Genomic DNA, 17,859 nt, shown 5'->3' on the forward strand with positions numbered 1-17,859 from the left:
GATGGCAGAATTAAAGAAAATGCAAGATTACGAATATGATTTACCTGAATTGGTGGATCAGCCGGAACAACAAATGCCTGATTCTTCTTCGAATCAAGAAATCATTCTTCCACAATCACCGGCAAAACGATTAAAGCAGATTTCTGCTTTGGAAAAAATTGCTGTGGCAAGCGTGGCGATTGCTATTGTTGCTTTATGTGTTTTAACAGTTATGCTGCGCACAAATATCAGCGGAGCTGAAAAAGAAATCACGTCAATACAAACAGAAATCAATGATAAAAAGCAAGAAAAAACGAGTTTAGAACAAGAAAAAAACGAACTTTCTCGTACTGAACGGATTAAACAAATCGCAGAAGAAAAAGGATTGTCTATTAATGACGACAATTTAAGGAGAGTGAAGTAAATGAGTCTTAAAAATAAAATTCGGCGGTTTATGGAAAAGAAAAATCTAAATCCGATGAACAATCGCAAAAAAGTAGGTATCATTTTATTTGCTACGAGTATTGGATTGTTCTTTTTATTTGCCGTCCGTTTCTCGTATATCGTTATTGGAGGTCATGTTGCTGGTACCTCATTAGCTGAAAAAACAAAACAGTTGTACCAAGGAAGTGAAGTAGTAAAAGCAAAAAGAGGAACGATTTATGATCGTAACGGTGTGGCGCTCGCAGAAGATGCCTCCTCTTATTCAATTAAAGCGATACTCTCAAAAACATATACCTCTGGGGATAAAAAACTGTATGTTGAAGAAAAGAATTTTGATAAAATAGCAGAAATCCTGCATAAGAATCTTTCTATAGACAAAAAAGATGCACTGAATATTTTAGAGGACGGCGCAAAAAAAGAGCTGTATCAAGTTGAATTTGGTAGCTATGGGAAAAATATCTCCCAAGAAACCAAGCAAAACATCGAAGCGGACATGAAAAAAGAAGGTGTCGCTGGTCTTTATTTTGTCGACCATCAGGCTCGGATGTATCCAAATGGCGTCTTTTCTTCTCATTTTATTGGATACGCAGTTCCAGACAAAGATGAGAATGGCTTAGTTGGTAAACTAGGTTTGGAGTCTGCTTACAATGATATCTTGAGCGGTAAAGATGGTAAGATTATTTATCAAAAAGATAATTTTCAAAATCCTCTGCCAGGTACAGTGGCAGAAGAAGAAAAAGCTGTCGACGGACAAGATATCTACACGACTTTAGACAGCAGACTACAAAGTTATTTAGAAACACTGATGGATCAAGTAAATGAAGAATATCAGCCAGAAGAATTGACAGCAGTCCTGATGAAAGCAAAAACCGGAGAAATCTTGGCAATGGGACAACGACCTACTTTCAATCCTGAAACAATGGAAGGATTGACTGGAAAAGATGCTATCTGGCGTAATTTCTTGGTACAAGATAGTTATGAACCAGGATCAACCATGAAAGTTTTCACTACTGCAGCTGCTATCGAAGAAGGAGAATTCAACGAGAATGAAACCTTCCAATCTGGAAAAATCCAAGTAGAAGATGCTACGATCAATGACCATGACTTTGGTGAAAAAGGTGTGCTGACCATGCGTCAAGCTCTTTCATGGTCAAGTAACGTCGGGATGGTCATACTGGAACAGCGATTAGGCGGACGATGGTATAACTATTTACAAAAACTGGGATTTGGACAAAGTACTCATTCTGGATTAGATGATGAAGTAAACGGTGCTTTACCTACATTAAATATTGTCGACCGAGCAATGAGTGCTTATGGACAAGCGGTAGGTGTGACGAATTTCCAAATGATGAAAGCTTTCACTTCTATTGCGAATAACGGTACAATGATTCAACCTCGATATATCAGCAAAGTGGTGGATCCCCAAACTGGAGAAGAGCGAACAACTCAAACAGAAGTTCTAGGGCAACCTTTTTCAAAAGAAACAACAGAAAAAGTCCGTGAATATATGAGAGATGTTGTCGAAAGCGAAAACTACGGTAGTGCTTATGGTGTATATAGTGTACCTGGATACAATGTATCGGCAAAAACCGGAACAGCCCAAATCGCTTCTGATACAGGGGGATATCAAACAGGAGATACAGCCTACCTGTATTCGATTGTGGAGATGGTTCCTTCTGAAGATCCAGACTATGTCTTGTATCTAACAATGAAACACCCTAAGACATATGATCGAATGGCATTGGCTAAAATCGCAAATCCATTGATGAAACGGGCAATGGATTTTAAAGAAACTGAAGAAGATTCAGATACAGAAACAAAAACAGAAAAAGTATCCGTAGCCGATTATCGTAATCTTGAAGCGGACGTTGCAGCAGCTGATGCTCAAAAAAGTGGACTGCAACCTGTAGTGATCGGTAATGGTAAAAAAGTACAAAAACAATCTACTGCCAACGGTGATCAGTTGATCTCTGGAGAAAAACTGATCCTATATACTGGTGGTGATAAGCTGATGCCTGACGTAACAGGATGGTCAAAAGCAGATATCATGAAGCTGGGGAAAATCCTCGGTATTGAAGTTAGTTTTGATGGAGATGGTTATTGTGTCAAACAAGAACTTGCTCCATATGAAAAAATCACTGAAGACAAACTTAGTTTTACTTTAGAAGAATAAGAAGAGAAATAGGAGAGAAAAGAGCATGGAATGGACACAAGCATTGATTCCCATTGTCAGCAGTTGTGCAATGACAATTGCCGCAATGCCGCTATTTATTGGTTATTTTCAAATGAAAAAGCAAGGTCAGGCGATTCGTGAGGAGGGACCAAAGTGGCACAATAGCAAAGCCGGAACTCCTACAATGGGCGGCTTAGTGTTTCTGATCGGCTCTATTTTGACAGGAATTTGGGTTGGAGCTTGGCAAAAACAGCTAACTCCTACTCTTTTCATCTTGCTTTTTGTATTAGCGTTATACGGAGTAATCGGCTTTCTTGATGATTTTATAAAAATATTCAAGAAAAGAAACATGGGACTGAACTCGAAGCAGAAATTGATTGGACAGATTCTAGGGGGAATCATCTTTTATCTTGTTTACCGTTCTGAAGGTTATCCAGGTGTATTGAATTTCTTCGGACTAGATCTACCTTTAGGAATCATTTATGGTATTTTCGCTCTCTTCTGGCTTGTTGGATTTTCAAATGCAGTAAATCTGACAGATGGCATCGATGGATTAGTTGCTGGCTTAGGAAGTATCTCTTTTGCAGCTTACGGTCTAATTGCTTGGCATCAGCATCAGTATGATGTATTAATCATTTGCTTAAGTGTTTTAGGAGGTTTACTGGGTTTCTTCGTCTACAACAGAAAACCTGCCAAGATTTTTATGGGAGATGTCGGTTCATTAGCGTTGGGCGGACTTTTAGCGGCAATTTCTATAATGCTAAACCAAGAATGGACATTGCTTTTGATTGGTTTGATCTATGTTATGGAAACAGCAAGTGTGATGCTTCAAGTTACTTCCTTTAAGCTTACAGGAAAACGAATTTTTAAAATGTCTCCAATTCATCATCACTTTGAAATGTGCGGATGGTCGGAGTGGAAGATTGATACAGTTTTTTGGTTGATCAGCATTGTGACTTCGTTGATCACATTATGGATCGTTTGGTAGGAGATGACGGGAAATGAAAAAAATATCAACATATGAAAATAAGAAAGTGCTTGTCTTAGGACTCGCAAAAAGCGGAGTAAGTGCGGCCAAATTATTACATGAATTGGGCGCACTTGTCACCGTTAATGATGGAAAACCTTTTGACGAAAATCCGGAAGCACAAGAGCTGCTTTCTTTAGGGATAAAAGTAATAACAGGTAGTCATCCAATCGAATTGTTGGATGAAGAATTTTCATTGATGGTCAAAAATCCAGGGATTCCCTACAGTCATCCTTTAGTAGCAAAAGCCCAAGAAATGGGTATTCCGGTAATTACGGAAGTTGAGCTAGCTTACGAAGTAGCGGAATGCCCAATTATTGGGATTACAGGAACGAACGGAAAAACAACGACAACAACGATGACAGGACTACTACTGAATGCAGGAGCAGATCAAGGAATTGCACGTTTAGCGGGTAATATTGGGTATCCAGCAAGTGGTGTAGCGCAAGAAGCAAAATCAGAAGATAAAATTGTGATGGAATTGTCTAGCTTCCAACTCATGGGAATCACAGATTTCCGCCCTCATATAGCGGTGATTACCAATATCTATGAAGCACATATTGATTATCATGGTACAAGAAAAGAATATGTCAAAGCTAAATGGAACCTTCAAAAAAACATGACAGAAAAAGATTATCTGATCCTTAACTGGAATCAGTCAGAACTACAAGAATTAGCGCAAAGAACAAAAGCACGCGTACTGCCTTTCTCGACAAAAGAAGTGTTGGAAGACGGTGTGTATGCTGACGATTACTCAATATACTATAAAAAAGAAAAAATAATGGAAATATCTGAACTTGGCGTACCAGGTAAGCATAATGTAGAAAATGCACTAGCTGCTATTTCTGTAGCAAAATTGTATGGTATATCAAATGAAGCTATACGAGAAACGTTGCATTTTTTCCATGGCGTACCACATCGTACGCAATATGTAGGAGAAATCCAAGGCAGAAAATTTTATAATGATTCAAAAGCAACCAATATTTTAGCGACTAAAATGGCTCTAAGTGGATTTGAAACGTCTAAGGTCGTGTTATTGGCTGGCGGATTAGACAGAGGAAATACATTTGATGAATTAATTCCTTCATTAAAAGGAATCAAAGCAATGGTCGTATTTGGCCAAACAAAAGAAAAGTTGATGGATGCTGGAAAAAAAGCAGGCATCGAGACAATAGTAACAGCCGATTCTGTAGAACAAGCAGTTCCTTTAGCATTAGAAAACAGTACAGATGGTGATGTAGTTTTATTATCACCAGCGAATGCCAGCTGGGATCAATACCCAAATTTTGAAACTAGAGGAAACAGATTCATGGAAGCTGTGAACCGATTAAAATAGAAAAAGTAGAAGCGAGCGATAAAAAATGAAAATTTTGGTTACAGGCGGAGGAACAGGGGGACATATTTATCCAGCTCTTGCCTTTGTCAATTATGTAAAGACTCAAGAACCGAATGCTGAATTCATGTATGTGGGAGCAAAACGAGGTCTAGAAAACAAAATCGTCCCTGATACAGGAATGCCTTTCCATACCTTGGAGATTCAAGGATTTAAACGAAAAATTTCCATGCATAACATCAAGACGGTCCGATTGTTTCTTAAGAGTATCCGTCAAGCAAAAAAAATCCTCAGTGATTTTCAACCAGATATCGTTATCGGTACTGGAGGATATGTTTCCGGAGCGGTAGTGTACGCTGCAGCCAAAATGGGTATTCCAACAGTTATCCATGAACAAAACAGTGTACCAGGTGTTACCAATAAATTTTTAAGCCGATATGTGGATCGGATCGCTCTTTCATTTAAAGATGCGGCTTCCTTTTTTCCTGAAAACAAAGCAGTTCTTGTAGGTAATCCTCGAGCACAAGAAGTAGCAGATACTAAAAAATCAGATATTTTGAAAACATTTGATTTGGATCCAGAAAAGAAAACAGTCTTGATTTTTGGCGGTAGTCAAGGAGCACTTAAAATCAATCAAGCAGTATCAGTTTTTTTAAGTGAATATATTCCTTCTTCTTACCAAGTTTTGTATGCTTCAGGAGATAGATATTATGAAGAGATCCTAAATAAAATAAATCCTGAAATACAAAATATTAGTGTCCAGCCTTATATCAAAAATATGGCAGAGGTCATGGCTTCCAGTGATCTGCTGGTGGGGCGTGCTGGTGCAACTTCGATCGCAGAATTCACAGCTCTGGGGTTACCGGCAGTGTTGGTTCCCAGCCCATATGTTACGAATGATCATCAGACTAAAAATGCAATGAGTCTTGTTCACGCAGGAGCAGCAAAAATGATTGCAGATAATGAACTAACAGGTGAATCACTAAGTCAGACAGTCAACGAAATCATGGGTGATGAAGAATTGCAAAAGCAAATGTGCCGAGCTTCTAAAGAACAAGGAATCCCTGATGCTTCAAAACGTCTTTATGACTTAGTAAAACAAATAATCAAAAAATAAAGGCGGTGGTCTTAGTGAGTAAGAAAAAAGAACCAAAAAAATTGTCTCATCCGTCTTCTGATGAAAACAATTTGACTCCTTGGCAAAAGGCTAACCGAAAATATCTGGCAGAACAAGAGATGAAAAACCAAGAGCCAAAAAAAGAAGACATAACATTAGATACACCCCTTTCAGATTCTGAAGAAGAAAAAACGGTTCAAGAGGAACAGCAAGAAGAAAGCCAGTCCGAGAAAAAAATCGAATTTTTTGAAGAGATCAAGCAAAAGAAAAACGGTGGACCATATAACGGTTCTTTTTTGAACCGGCTGCCCAATTTAAAAAGTCAACGGCACAAAGTACTATTTCGTCGGTTAGCTTTGATCATCACTGTATTGGGTATACCGCTGATTTTTTTGATCTATTATGTTTCTCCTTATAGCAAATTACAAGCAGTTGCAGTATCAGGCAATAAGACAGTCAACAGCCAAGAAATCATCTCTGATACAAAATTGTCATTAGGAGAAAATGTTTGGGGACAGTATTTTCATCGATCTACTTATATCGATCGCCTTAAAAAAGCACAGCCAAGAATCGAAACAGCAAATATACATTTCAAAGGGATGAATGAATTCGATTTGGATGTAACAGAATATAAAGAGATTGCTTTGATCGCAAAAAACAATCAATACTACCCAGTGATTGAAAATGGAACAGTATTAGATGAAAAAGTAGCAAATCCTACAAAAAATCTCCCTATCTTGGAAGAGTTCAAAGACTCTGCAAAAATCAAAGAATTAACAAAGCAATACAATCAGTTATCATCAGAATTACAAAAAGCAATTTCTGAAATCAAGTACACGCCAAGAGCAAGCAATAAAAATCTGATCCAATTGAATATGAATGACGGCAATCAAGTTATTGTAAATATCAATAATCTTGCGAACCAAATGAAATATTATTCGCAAGTAGCCAAAGATATGGATGAAAAAGGTGTGATCGACATGGAAGTTGGTATCTTCTCGCATCCTTACGGTAGCACTCAAGAAACGGAAGAATCGGGCCAATCGGAAGAAACAACTGAAAGTGAAGAAAATGCGGATCAAACAAACGAATCAAGTGAAGAGGCAGAAACGCAAAAAGCACAAACACCTGGATCGTCTAGCACAAACGGATCATCTGATTCAAATGATTCAAGTGAAACAAGTCAAATAGAAGATAATCCAAGTACAACTCCGTCAAGTTTAAATGAAAATTGATAAAACAACTTTAAAAAGTAAGAATGTACTTTCTAAAAACCAGTAATTTATGGTAGAATTGGAAGCAGTGAATATATCTATTAATAAGTATATTTTAAAACGGACGCTAGTTGTTCGCTTGTATATGGAATAGTAAGTAGGAGGGAATCCCATTCATGGCAAAAACAGGAATGTATGTAGGCCTTGATATTGGAACGACATCTGTTAAAGTTGTCGTGGCTGAATATATCGACAGCCAAATGAATATTATTGGAGTAGGAAACGCAAAATCAGAAGGGATTAACCGAGGCATTATCGTTGATATCGATAAAACGGTCCAAGCGATACAACGAGCAGTACGACAAGCAGAAGAAAAAGCAGGTATCCAGATCAAAGGCGTAAGTGTCGGTTTGCCAGCAAACATGCTTGAAGTAGAAAATTGCCAGGGAATGATTGCAGTTAACGGAGATTCAAAGGAAATCACCGATGAAGATGTCAGAAATGTGGCTTCAGCTGCCCTTGTTCGTTCAATACCTCCTGAACGTCAAATCGTGTCAATATTGCCACAAGATTTTACTGTCGATGGGTTCGAGGGAATCAAAGATCCTCGTGGAATGATCGGCGTAAGATTAGAAATGTACGGTCTGTTGTTTACAGGACCTAAAACGATCATCCATAACATACGTAAATGCGTGGAAAATGCCGGATTAATCGTCAACGAAATGGTGATTACTCCTTTAGCGCTGACTGAATCAATTCTTTCTGACGGAGAAAAAGATTTTGGTACGATCGTCATTGATATGGGTGGCGGCCAAACAACAACGGCTGTTATGCATGATAAGCAATTGAAGTTTACCAATCTTGACCAAGAAGGTGGCGAATTTGTCACTAAAGATATCTCTATTGTATTAAATACGTCATTTAACAATGCAGAAGCGTTGAAAATAAACTACGGGGATGCATACCCAGAACGGACATCACCAGATGAAGAATTTCCAGTAGATGTGATTGGTCAGTCAGAACCAGTGAAAGTCGATGAACGCTACTTGTCAGAAATTATTTCAGCTCGAATGGAACAGATTTTCAACAAAGCAAAAGATGCATTGGACCAAATCGAAGCATTAGAGTTGCCAGGTGGCGTCGTATTGACAGGCGGAGCTGCTAGTCTTCCTGGTGTTGTGGACTTGGCACAAGAAATCTTCGGCGTAAATGTAAAATTGTATGTTCCAAATCACATGGGGCTGAGAAACCCGGTATTTACAAATGTAATAAGTATCGTGGATTATTCAGCAAACTTGAGTGAAGTGTATCAATTGGCAAAAATTGCTGTTACGGGTGAAACCTCAGCAGCTCGTCAAATGGTAGTTGAACAAGAAACAACAAACACATATGAGAGCTATGAAGCACCTGAAGAAACAATCTACGATGAGCCGGAACCAAAAGAGTCCGGAGAAAATGTAAAAAATAAAATCAAGGGTTTCTTTACAAATATTTTTGATTAATTCATCCTGGGAGGAATAAGATATGGAATTCTCAATTGATAATAATATCAATGACGGCGCAGTAATCAAAGTCATCGGAGTCGGTGGTGGCGGTGGAAATGCTGTAAACCGAATGATTGAAGAAAACGTTAAAGGTGTTGAATTCATTACAGCCAACACAGACGTGCAAGCATTAAAAAATTCAAAAGCTGAAACAGTTATCCAATTAGGCCCCAAATATACTCGTGGTTTAGGTGCTGGTTCTCAGCCAGAAGTTGGACAAAAAGCGGCAGAAGAAAGTGAACAATCCTTACGCGAAGCTTTAGACGGTGCAGATATGATTTTCATCACTGCAGGAATGGGTGGAGGAACCGGTACAGGTGCTGCACCAATCGTTGCAGGTATCGCGAAAGAATTGGGCGCATTGACTGTTGGTGTCGTGACACGTCCATTCACTTTTGAAGGACCGAAACGTGGCCGTTTTGCTGCAGAAGGTATCGCTCGTTTGAAAGAAAATGTGGATACATTATTAATTATCTCAAATAACCGTTTATTAGAAGTTGTAGATAAAAAGACACCGATGCTTGAAGCTTTCCGTGAAGCAGATAATGTTTTACGACAAGGTGTACAAGGTATCTCTGATTTGATCACAGCGCCAGGTTACGTTAACCTTGACTTTGCTGACGTGAAAACAGTGATGGAAAACCAAGGTACAGCATTGATGGGGATCGGTGTGGCTAGTGGAGAAGATCGCGTAGTAGAAGCAACGAAAAAAGCAATCTCCTCTCCATTGCTTGAAACATCTATTGATGGAGCTGAACAAGTACTTCTTAACATCACAGGCGGTTTGGATATGACATTGTTCGAAGCACAAGATGCTTCAGATATCGTAGCAAATGCAGCAACTGGCGATGTAAATATCATTCTAGGTACATCTATCAATGAAGAAATGGGCGATGAAATCCGTGTGACGGTCATCGCAACAGGTATCGATGAATCAAAAAAGGAACGCAAGTCTAGCCGACCAGCTAGACAAGCACAAATGCAATCACCTGCTCAAAAGACTGTATTAGATATGGATCAAGCTAAACCAACTTCTTCAGAAGAAGAAAACAGTTTTGGCGATTGGGATATCAGACGTGAACAAAATGTTCGTCCTAGAGTTGATGATTCCAATTTTGACAATATCGAAAAAAAAGAATTTGATACATTCAACCGCGAAGAAACAAAATCTCATGGCGATGATGAATTAAATACGCCACCGTTTTTCCGTCGTAAAAAATAAAGGAGAGGAAGAGCACATGATTGCTGACAACTTGCAGAAAATCAAGCAAGAAATTCAGGATTCGTGTGCTCTTGTTCATCGTGATCCGAAAGAAGTTACATTAGTAGCTGTAACAAAATCTGTTGAATCCGCTCAAGCTGAAGAATTGGTTAGAGCTGGCGTTATGAATTGTGCAGAAAACCGAGTAGATAAATTATTAGAAAAGAAACAAGATTTATTTGATTTTCCTGAAATAAAGTGGCATTTAATTGGTAATTTACAGCGCAGAAAGGTAAAATTGATTGTAAATGAAATTGATTACTTTCATGCGTTGGACAGTTTAAGATTAGCAGAAGAAATCCAGAAGCGGTTAGAGAAAGAATTATCCTGTTTTATTGAAGTAAATGTTTCTGGTGAGGAATCAAAACATGGAATTTCACCAGATGAGCTTTTACCGTTTGTGGAATCTTTAGCTGCCTGCACAAAAATCAAGGTTGTTGGGTTGATGACTATGGCGCCTAAAGAAGCTTCTGATGAGCAAATCCATAAAGTGTTTGGTACGCTGAAAGAATTGCGTGATCTTGTTCAAGCAAAAGGTTATGCCCATGCACCATGTAGTGAATTAAGTATGGGGATGAGTCAAGACTTTCAAATTGCGATTGAAGAAGGTGCAACATTTATCCGTGTAGGAACAGCGCTATTCAAAGACGAATAAAGGAGGAACAAAAATGCCGCTTTTAAACAGAGGAGCAATTGCTAATTTTTTCGGATTAGCTGATGAGGAAGAGTACGAATACCAAGATTATCCTGAAACAACAAAAAAGGCTGTACAGCCAACTAAAAAAAATACAACACAGAATCAATCAACTCATTCTGTATCTGCTGCGAATACTCATGAAAAACAAAAAACGGCGACTTCACGTCCTGTAACGCATGAAAGTATTCAGCCGGCTGAAAAGAAAAAAGTAATTGAACTACATCAATCACCTACAAAAACTGTAGCGAAAGAAAGAACAGCTTCAAGAACCTCTACACAACCTAAAGCAAATCTTGCTGGAAAAATCACTGTAATGGAACCAAGAGCTTATTCTGAAGCTATGGCGATTGCTAAACGAATCATTGCTGGAGAAGCAACCTTAGTGAATTTTCATTTAGTAGAAGAAAAACAAGCGAGAAGAATCGTTGATTTTCTAACAGGAACAGTTTATGCACTAGATGGAGATATCAAACGTGTTGGAGATGAGATTTTTCTTTGTACACCGACTGGGATGGAGATTGACAGTTCAACCGCTCAATCTTTTGCAGATGCGAATTTGTTTGATCTGTAAGAGGAGGAACTACGATTTATACTATTGCACTATTACTTCATTTACTTCAACGGGCAGCCTATTTCTATAGCATTATCTTGATGGTATATGCATTGCTCTCTTGGTTTCCAGGCGGGTATCAATCAGGGCTAGGACGATTATTAGCTAAGATCTGCGAACCGTATATCAGTTTGTTCGATCGTCTGCCTTTGAGGATTGGACCCTTGGATTTCACAATTTTAGGGGCAATCCTGATCTTGAACTTAGCCGTACAAGGTTTAGCACAGATCGTTATATGGATAACTGTCCATTTAGTTTATTGATTGAAGCAACAAAATCTTTATTCTCAGAATAGATAGGAGGGGAAAATTTTGGATGCAAATGTATACCAGCACTTTCGGGCAGATGAACGTACATTTATCGATTCGGTAGGCGATTGGATTGAACAGGTTCAAGGACAATATGCACCCTATCTGACCGAATTTCTTGACCCAAGACAATCCTATATTTTAGAAACACTGATTCGACAAAGCAGTGATTTGCGTTTCATGTTTTATGGCGGATATGAACAGGCAGAAAGAAAAAGATGTTTGATTTTCCCCGATTATTACGAACCTGTAGAGGAAGATTTTGAAACAGCATTGTATGAAATCCATTATCCTAGCAAATTTGCCAGCCTAAGTCATGGGAAAATCCTTGGAACTTTAGTGGGAACGGGGATCAAACGCTCTTACTTTGGCGATATCATCTCGGACGGTGATCGCTGGCAAGTATTTATTGCAAATGAGGTGGATCATTTTGTTGCTGCACAAGTAACAAAGATTGGAAAGGTTGCTGTACGCTTGGAACCAATCAAATACACAGAAATGATTATGCCGAAAGATAGCTGGACACAAGAAAGAGGAACAGTTAGTTCCATGCGACTAGACAGTGTGATCTCTGAGATTTATAATATTTCCAGACAGCGGTCCAAGCAGCTGATCGAAGCTGGTAAAGTAAAAGTGAACTGGACAGAAAATACAAGACCTGATTTTGTACTTGAACTATTAGATATTATTTCAGTCAGAGGTTATGGCAGAGTCCAGATCCAAGAACTTGAGGGGAAGACGAAAAAAGAAAAGTACAGGGTACTGTTCGGTGTATTACGTAAATAAAATAAAAAGGTGGTTTACTCATGGCTTTAACTCCATTAGATATCCAAAATAAGACATTCCCGACAAAAATGCGGGGATATAATCAAGACGAAGTAGATGATTTCTTAGATTTAGTTGTTCGTGACTATGAGGAATTGACTCAAAGAAATCGAGAATTAGAAAAAGCAGTCAAACATTCTGAAGAAAAACTTGAGTACTTCAATGAATTAAAAGATGCTTTGAACCAATCAATCATCGTAGCTCAAGATACGGCTGATAAAGTAAAAACAAGTGCAAGCAAGGAATCCGAAGTGATCGTTACTTCTGCACAAAACAAAGCAGATGAGTTAGTTGCGAACGCTGAAAAACGTGCACATCAATTAACAACTGATGCAGAAGAAAAAGCAAGAAAAATCTTGACAGATGCAACAGAAAAAGCAAGACAGCTTGCGACAGAAACTGAAGATCTTAAGAAAAAAACACGAGTATTCCATCAACGTATCAGCTTGATGCTTGAGTCTCAATTAGAACAAGTGAAAAGTCCGGAATGGGATGAAATTTTACAACCATTCTCCAGCTACGTGACTGACAGCCATGAAGTGATCAAAGAAGTTTTAGCAAAACAGCTTGACAATGAAAATGATACTGATGTAAACTCAGACATAGGAGTCATAGAAGCACCTATGACGGCATTTGATACACAGGCTATTGATATCTCGATCGTGCCTGGTGAAAATGAAAACGAGTAGAACAGAAAAGCACTTTGTTATTCTTAAAGCGAGCCGATGAGAGTGGAAGTTCGGTAAGACACTGCATGGTGAAAGATCCTCTACTTGAGACCTGCTTTTCCGAAATTAGAGTAAGAAGCAGCGGCTGACCTCGTTATTGGTCACAGAGAGTTTGCACTAGATAGATGCAACTAAATTTGGGTGGTACCACGGCATGTTCGTCCCTTGCGGCTGAACATGCTTTTTTGTGTCCGGAAAACAAATAAAGGAGTGTATGGTTGAATGAAAATGAAAGAAACCTTGCAATTAGGAAAAACAAAATTCCCTATGCGTGGTAATTTGCCAAACCGAGAAGGCGAGTGGCAAAAAGAATGGGAAGAAAATCGAATCTACCAAAAAAGACAAGAGTTGAACGAAGGAAAACCTAGCTTTGTTCTTCATGATGGACCTCCATATGCCAATGGTAATATCCATTTAGGACATTCATTGAATAAAATCAGTAAAGACATTATCATTCGTTCAAAATCAATGTCTGGCTATCGTGCACCATATGTTCCAGGATGGGATACACATGGATTGCCGATTGAACAAGTATTGGCTAATAAAGGCGTGAAACGTAAAGAAATGTCCATGGCAGAATACTTGGAAAAATGTCGTGAATATGCACTTTCCCAAGTAGATAAGCAACGAGCAGATTTCAAACGCCTAGGAGTTGCAGGAGATTGGGAACATCCTTATGTTACATTAGATCCTTCTTATGAAGCTGCACAAGTACGCGTATTTGGTAAAATGGCTGAAAAAAGCTATATTTACAAAGGATTGAAACCAATTTACTGGTCTCCGTCAAGTGAGTCTTCTTTAGCGGAAGCTGAAATTGAATATAAAGATGTAAAATCTCCATCTATTTTTGTAGCTTTCAATGTCAAAGACGGCAAAGATATTCTTGATGAAGATACAGCTTTTGTCATTTGGACGACAACACCATGGACATTGCCAGCAAACCAAGGTATTGCTGTAAATCCAAAATTTACGTATGTATTGGTGGAAGCCGATGGCCGTAAGTTTGTCGTAGCGAAAGATTTGCTAGAAACAGTCCAATCAGAAATCGGTTGGGAAAATGTAACAGTTCTAAAAGAATTTGCTGGACAAGAAATGGAATATATGACTGCAAGTCATCCATTCTATGAACGTGAATCACTTGTGATTTTAGGCGATCATGTTACTTTAGACGCTGGTACTGGATTAGTCCATACTGCTCCAGGACATGGGGAAGATGACTATATCGCTGGTAGCAAATATAAACTATCTGTAGTGTCACCTGTAGACTCAAAAGGATTGTTTACAGAAGAAGCACCTGGATTTGAAGGTATCTTTTATGACAAAGCAAATCCTATGATCACTGATCTATTAAAAGAAAAAGGAGCTTTGCTGAAGCTAGATTTCTTTACTCATAGTTATCCTCACGATTGGCGGACGAAAAAGCCTGTGATCTATCGGGCAACTCCACAATGGTTTGCATCTATCGATAAATTCCGTCAGAATATTTTGGATGAAGTAGAAAAAGTAGAGTGGGTTATCCCATGGGGTAAAACACGTTTGTATAATATGATCCGTGACCGCGGCGATTGGGTAATTTCCCGTCAGCGTGCATGGGGAGTACCACTTCCGATTTTCTATGCTGAAAATGGAGAAGCAATCATCACACCAGAAACAATCGAACATGTGGCAAAATTATTTGCTGAACATGGATCAATTATCTGGTTTGAAAAAGAAGCGAAAGAACTTCTTCCTGAAGGATTTACCCACCCAGGTTCTCCTAATGGCGAATTTACAAAAGAAAAAGATATCATGGATGTCTGGTTTGATTCTGGTTCTTCTCATGAAGCTGTTTTACGTCAGCGACCAGAATTATCATTCCCAGCAGATATGTATTTAGAAGGATCAGACCAATATCGTGGCTGGTTCAACTCAAGTATCACGACTAGTGTGGCTATCAATGGTGTAGCACCATACAAATCAGTTATTTCTCAAGGATTTGCTTTAGATGGTGAAGGCCGTAAGATGAGTAAATCTTTAGGAAACATCATTGCACCAGAAAAAGTGATCAAACAATTTGGTGCAGATATCCTTCGCTTATGGGTATCTAGTGTAGATTATGAAGCAGATGTTCGTGTTTCTATGGATATCTTAAGTCAAGTGGCAGAAGTATATCGTAAAATCAGAAATACGATGCGTTTCTTATTAGCGAATACAGAAGATTTCGATCCTAAAAAAGATACTGTTTCGTACAATGATTTACGTTCTGTAGACAAATATATGACCGTTCGATTGAACCAAGTAATCAAAGAAATCCGAGAAGAAGGGTACGACAAATATAACTTCATGCATATTTACCGTACAGTTATGAACTTCTTGACGGTTGATCTATCGTCATTCTACCTGGATTTTGCTAAAGATGTAGTTTATATTGAAGCAGAAGATGATTATCAACGTCGTTGCATGCAAACTGTTTTCTATCAAACAGCTGTAGCTTTGACAAAATTATTGACTCCTATCATTCCGCATACAGCAGAAGAAATCTGGTCATTCCTGAAAGAAGAAGAGGAGTACGTTCAGTTAAGCGAGTTTCCTGGTTATGAAGAGTTTGCAAACCAAGAAGAATTGATGGATACCTGGACTGCTTTCATGGACTTCCGTGATAATGTCTTAAAAGCATTGGAAGAAGCAAGAAACAGCAAATTGATTGGTAAATCTTTGGAAGCAAAACTAACTGTTTATCCAAAACAACAAGTTCGTGAAATGTTAAAAGCTTTGGATGCAGATATTGCACAATTATTGATCGTTTCACCAGACTACTTTGAAGTTATGGCAGCAGATGAACAAGTGCCAGATAACGCTATGGTATTTGATGATGTTGCTATTACAGTGGAAAAAGCAGACGGGGAAACTTGCGATCGCTGTCGCCAAGTTCGTAAAGATGTAGGAGTAGATGAAAAACTTCCTCATCTATGCGGTCGTTGTGCAAAAATCGTTGAAGACTTCTATCCTGAAGCTGTAGCTGAAGGATTCGAAGAAAAGTAAAAGGGAAAAGGGGGTGTGACATGTTCTTTGTCACACCCCCTTTTGTTATCAATCGTTTAATTTTCCACGTTCACGATACCAGTTATCTGGTTGCCAGATCCATTCGAATCCGTCTTTTTCAAGTAGTTCGAAAGCTGCTTTAGGTCCCATTGATCCAGCTTTGTAGTTGGGAAAATCCGGTTGTGTTTGGTCCCAAGCTTTTCGAATGACATCCACGATATGCCAAGATTGAGCGACTTCTTCCCAATGAGAGAAGTTCGTTCCATCACCATTCAACGCATCTAATAGTAATTTTTCGTAAGCTTCTGGGCTATTTTCAACCATTTCTGCACTATTTCTAAATTCCAATTTGATTGGTTCCGTTTCAAATCCTTGCCCTACTTCTTTCCCATTCAAGGATAAAGAAAATCCTTCAGTTGGCTGAATATAGATCGTTAGAACATTAGGTGGAAGTGTCGTATCGTCACATGGTTCATCGACAGATGTTTTGAATACATTAACAGGAACTTGTTTGAATACGATGTTGATCCGAGTCCCTTTTTCAGTCAAACGTTTGCCTGTACGTACATAGAAAGGAACACCTGACCAACGGAAGTTATCGATAGTGAATTTGCCTGCGACGAATGTTTCAGTCTCTGATTGAGCATCCACTTTGTCTTCTTCGCGATAGCCCTTGAATTGTACACCATCCAATTCACCTTGAGCATATTGCCCGCGAACGAAGTTTTCTAACACTTCTTCTTCGTTATAAATGCGGATAGCTTTCAATGCTTTGATCTTTTCTGTACGGATTTCTTTTTCGGAAAATGCTACTGGCGGTTCCATTGCAAGTAATGCTACAACCTGTAAAATATGATTTTGCACCATGTCTTTAAGTGCGCCACTATGATCGTAGTAGCCCCCGCGATCTTCTACACCGAGGTTTTCGCCAAAAGTAATTTGGATATTGTCGATATAGCGATTGTTCCATTGAGCCTCAAAAATATTATTGGCAAAACGGATAGCTGAGATGTTTTGGATCATTTCTTTTCCTAAATAATGATCAATCCTGAAAATATCTTGTTCTGGGAATACTTCTCTGATTTGCTGGTTCAATTCAAAAGCAGACTGGTAATCAGAACCGAACGGTTTTTCTATGATCAAACGATTGAAGCCATTTTTTGTCATAATATTTTGTGATTTCAAATGAGAAACGATCGTTCCAAAAAATTGAGGTGCCATAGCCAAATAATAGACACGGTTACCGTTTAATTGATAGTGTCCATCTAATCGGTCAGACAATTCTTTTAATGTCTGATAATGCGTTGAATCATTTACATCATGGGATTGATAGTAAAAATGGCTTGCAAAGGTAGTTGCTTCTTCATCTGAAGGATTCAATGCACGGATTGTTTCTTTGACAACTTCACGGTAGTGCTCATCGCTCCAGGGACGGCGAGCGGTTCCGATTACAGCAAAATGCTCGCCTAAATTTCCTTTTCTGTAAAGGCGGAACAAAGACGGGTACAATTTACGCTGGGCTAGGTCACCTGTACCGCCGAATATCGTAAACAATACATTTTTTTCATTAGACATGTG

The 17,859-nt window shown here is 38.7% G+C and carries 15 protein-coding genes; 14 read left to right on the forward strand and 1 reads right to left on the reverse strand.

Features of this window, described 5'->3' with window-relative positions:
- Position 1: 1 nt before the first annotated feature.
- The 14 genes from ftsL to ileS all read left to right on the forward strand — a co-directional run bounded on the left by ftsL (position 2) and on the right by ileS (position 16,281).
- Positions 2-403 carry a cell division protein FtsL gene (gene ftsL, locus ACIFUW_RS03520; protein WP_061573549.1) on the forward strand — a complete coding sequence of 134 codons (402 nt, stop codon included), beginning with the start codon at positions 2-4 and terminating at the stop codon, positions 401-403.
- Positions 404-2,596, forward strand: coding sequence for a penicillin-binding transpeptidase domain-containing protein (locus ACIFUW_RS03525; RefSeq protein WP_002296622.1), 2,193 nt, complete (start codon positions 404-406; stop codon positions 2,594-2,596).
- Positions 2,597-2,621: 25 nt separating this feature from the next.
- Complete coding sequence (gene mraY, locus ACIFUW_RS03530; protein WP_002286639.1) at positions 2,622-3,584, forward strand: phospho-N-acetylmuramoyl-pentapeptide-transferase; 963 nt, start codon at positions 2,622-2,624, stop codon at positions 3,582-3,584.
- 13 nt (positions 3,585-3,597) lie between these two features.
- Entirely contained in the window at positions 3,598-4,959 is a 1,362-nt protein-coding gene (murD, locus tag ACIFUW_RS03535; protein ID WP_002286638.1) for a UDP-N-acetylmuramoyl-L-alanine--D-glutamate ligase, read from the forward strand.
- 25 nt (positions 4,960-4,984) lie between these two features.
- Positions 4,985-6,073 (forward strand): undecaprenyldiphospho-muramoylpentapeptide beta-N-acetylglucosaminyltransferase, encoded by a 1,089-nt coding sequence (gene murG / locus ACIFUW_RS03540; RefSeq protein WP_002286637.1) that lies wholly within the window; start codon positions 4,985-4,987, stop codon positions 6,071-6,073.
- A gap of 14 nt (positions 6,074-6,087) precedes the next feature.
- Positions 6,088-7,308, forward strand: a complete 1,221-nt coding sequence (locus ACIFUW_RS03545) for a cell division protein FtsQ/DivIB (RefSeq protein ID WP_002286633.1) — start codon at positions 6,088-6,090, stop codon at positions 7,306-7,308.
- Between the two features lie 155 nt (positions 7,309-7,463).
- Entirely contained in the window at positions 7,464-8,789 is a 1,326-nt protein-coding gene (ftsA, locus tag ACIFUW_RS03550; RefSeq protein WP_002286631.1) for a cell division protein FtsA, read from the forward strand.
- 22 nt (positions 8,790-8,811) lie between these two features.
- Positions 8,812-10,053, forward strand: coding sequence for a cell division protein FtsZ (gene ftsZ, locus ACIFUW_RS03555; protein ID WP_002286629.1), 1,242 nt, complete (start codon positions 8,812-8,814; stop codon positions 10,051-10,053).
- A gap of 16 nt (positions 10,054-10,069) precedes the next feature.
- Positions 10,070-10,747, forward strand: a complete 678-nt coding sequence (locus tag ACIFUW_RS03560) for a YggS family pyridoxal phosphate-dependent enzyme (protein ID WP_002286628.1) — start codon at positions 10,070-10,072, stop codon at positions 10,745-10,747.
- Positions 10,748-10,760: 13 nt separating this feature from the next.
- Positions 10,761-11,360: a cell division protein SepF gene (locus tag ACIFUW_RS03565; RefSeq protein WP_002286627.1), complete on the forward strand. Its 600-nt coding sequence runs from the start codon at positions 10,761-10,763 to the stop codon at positions 11,358-11,360.
- 23 nt (positions 11,361-11,383) lie between these two features.
- Positions 11,384-11,662: a YggT family protein gene (locus ACIFUW_RS03570; RefSeq protein WP_033582058.1), complete on the forward strand. Its 279-nt coding sequence runs from the start codon at positions 11,384-11,386 to the stop codon at positions 11,660-11,662.
- 48 nt (positions 11,663-11,710) lie between these two features.
- Complete coding sequence (locus ACIFUW_RS03575; RefSeq protein WP_002286624.1) at positions 11,711-12,493, forward strand: YlmH family RNA-binding protein; 783 nt, start codon at positions 11,711-11,713, stop codon at positions 12,491-12,493.
- A gap of 20 nt (positions 12,494-12,513) precedes the next feature.
- Positions 12,514-13,221 carry a DivIVA domain-containing protein gene (locus tag ACIFUW_RS03580; RefSeq protein ID WP_169040272.1) on the forward strand — a complete coding sequence of 236 codons (708 nt, stop codon included), beginning with the start codon at positions 12,514-12,516 and terminating at the stop codon, positions 13,219-13,221.
- Positions 13,222-13,482: 261 nt separating this feature from the next.
- Positions 13,483-16,281, forward strand: a complete 2,799-nt coding sequence (gene ileS / locus ACIFUW_RS03585; protein ID WP_002296621.1) for an isoleucine--tRNA ligase — start codon at positions 13,483-13,485, stop codon at positions 16,279-16,281.
- 48 nt (positions 16,282-16,329) lie between these two features.
- Here ileS and zwf read toward each other — a convergent pair whose 3' ends face one another.
- Positions 16,330-17,856, reverse strand: coding sequence for a glucose-6-phosphate dehydrogenase (gene zwf, locus ACIFUW_RS03590; protein WP_002286618.1), 1,527 nt, complete (start codon positions 17,854-17,856; stop codon positions 16,330-16,332).
- Positions 17,857-17,859 lie beyond the last annotated feature (3 nt).

The organism is Enterococcus sp. PLH-Efm8 (assembly GCF_053011625.1).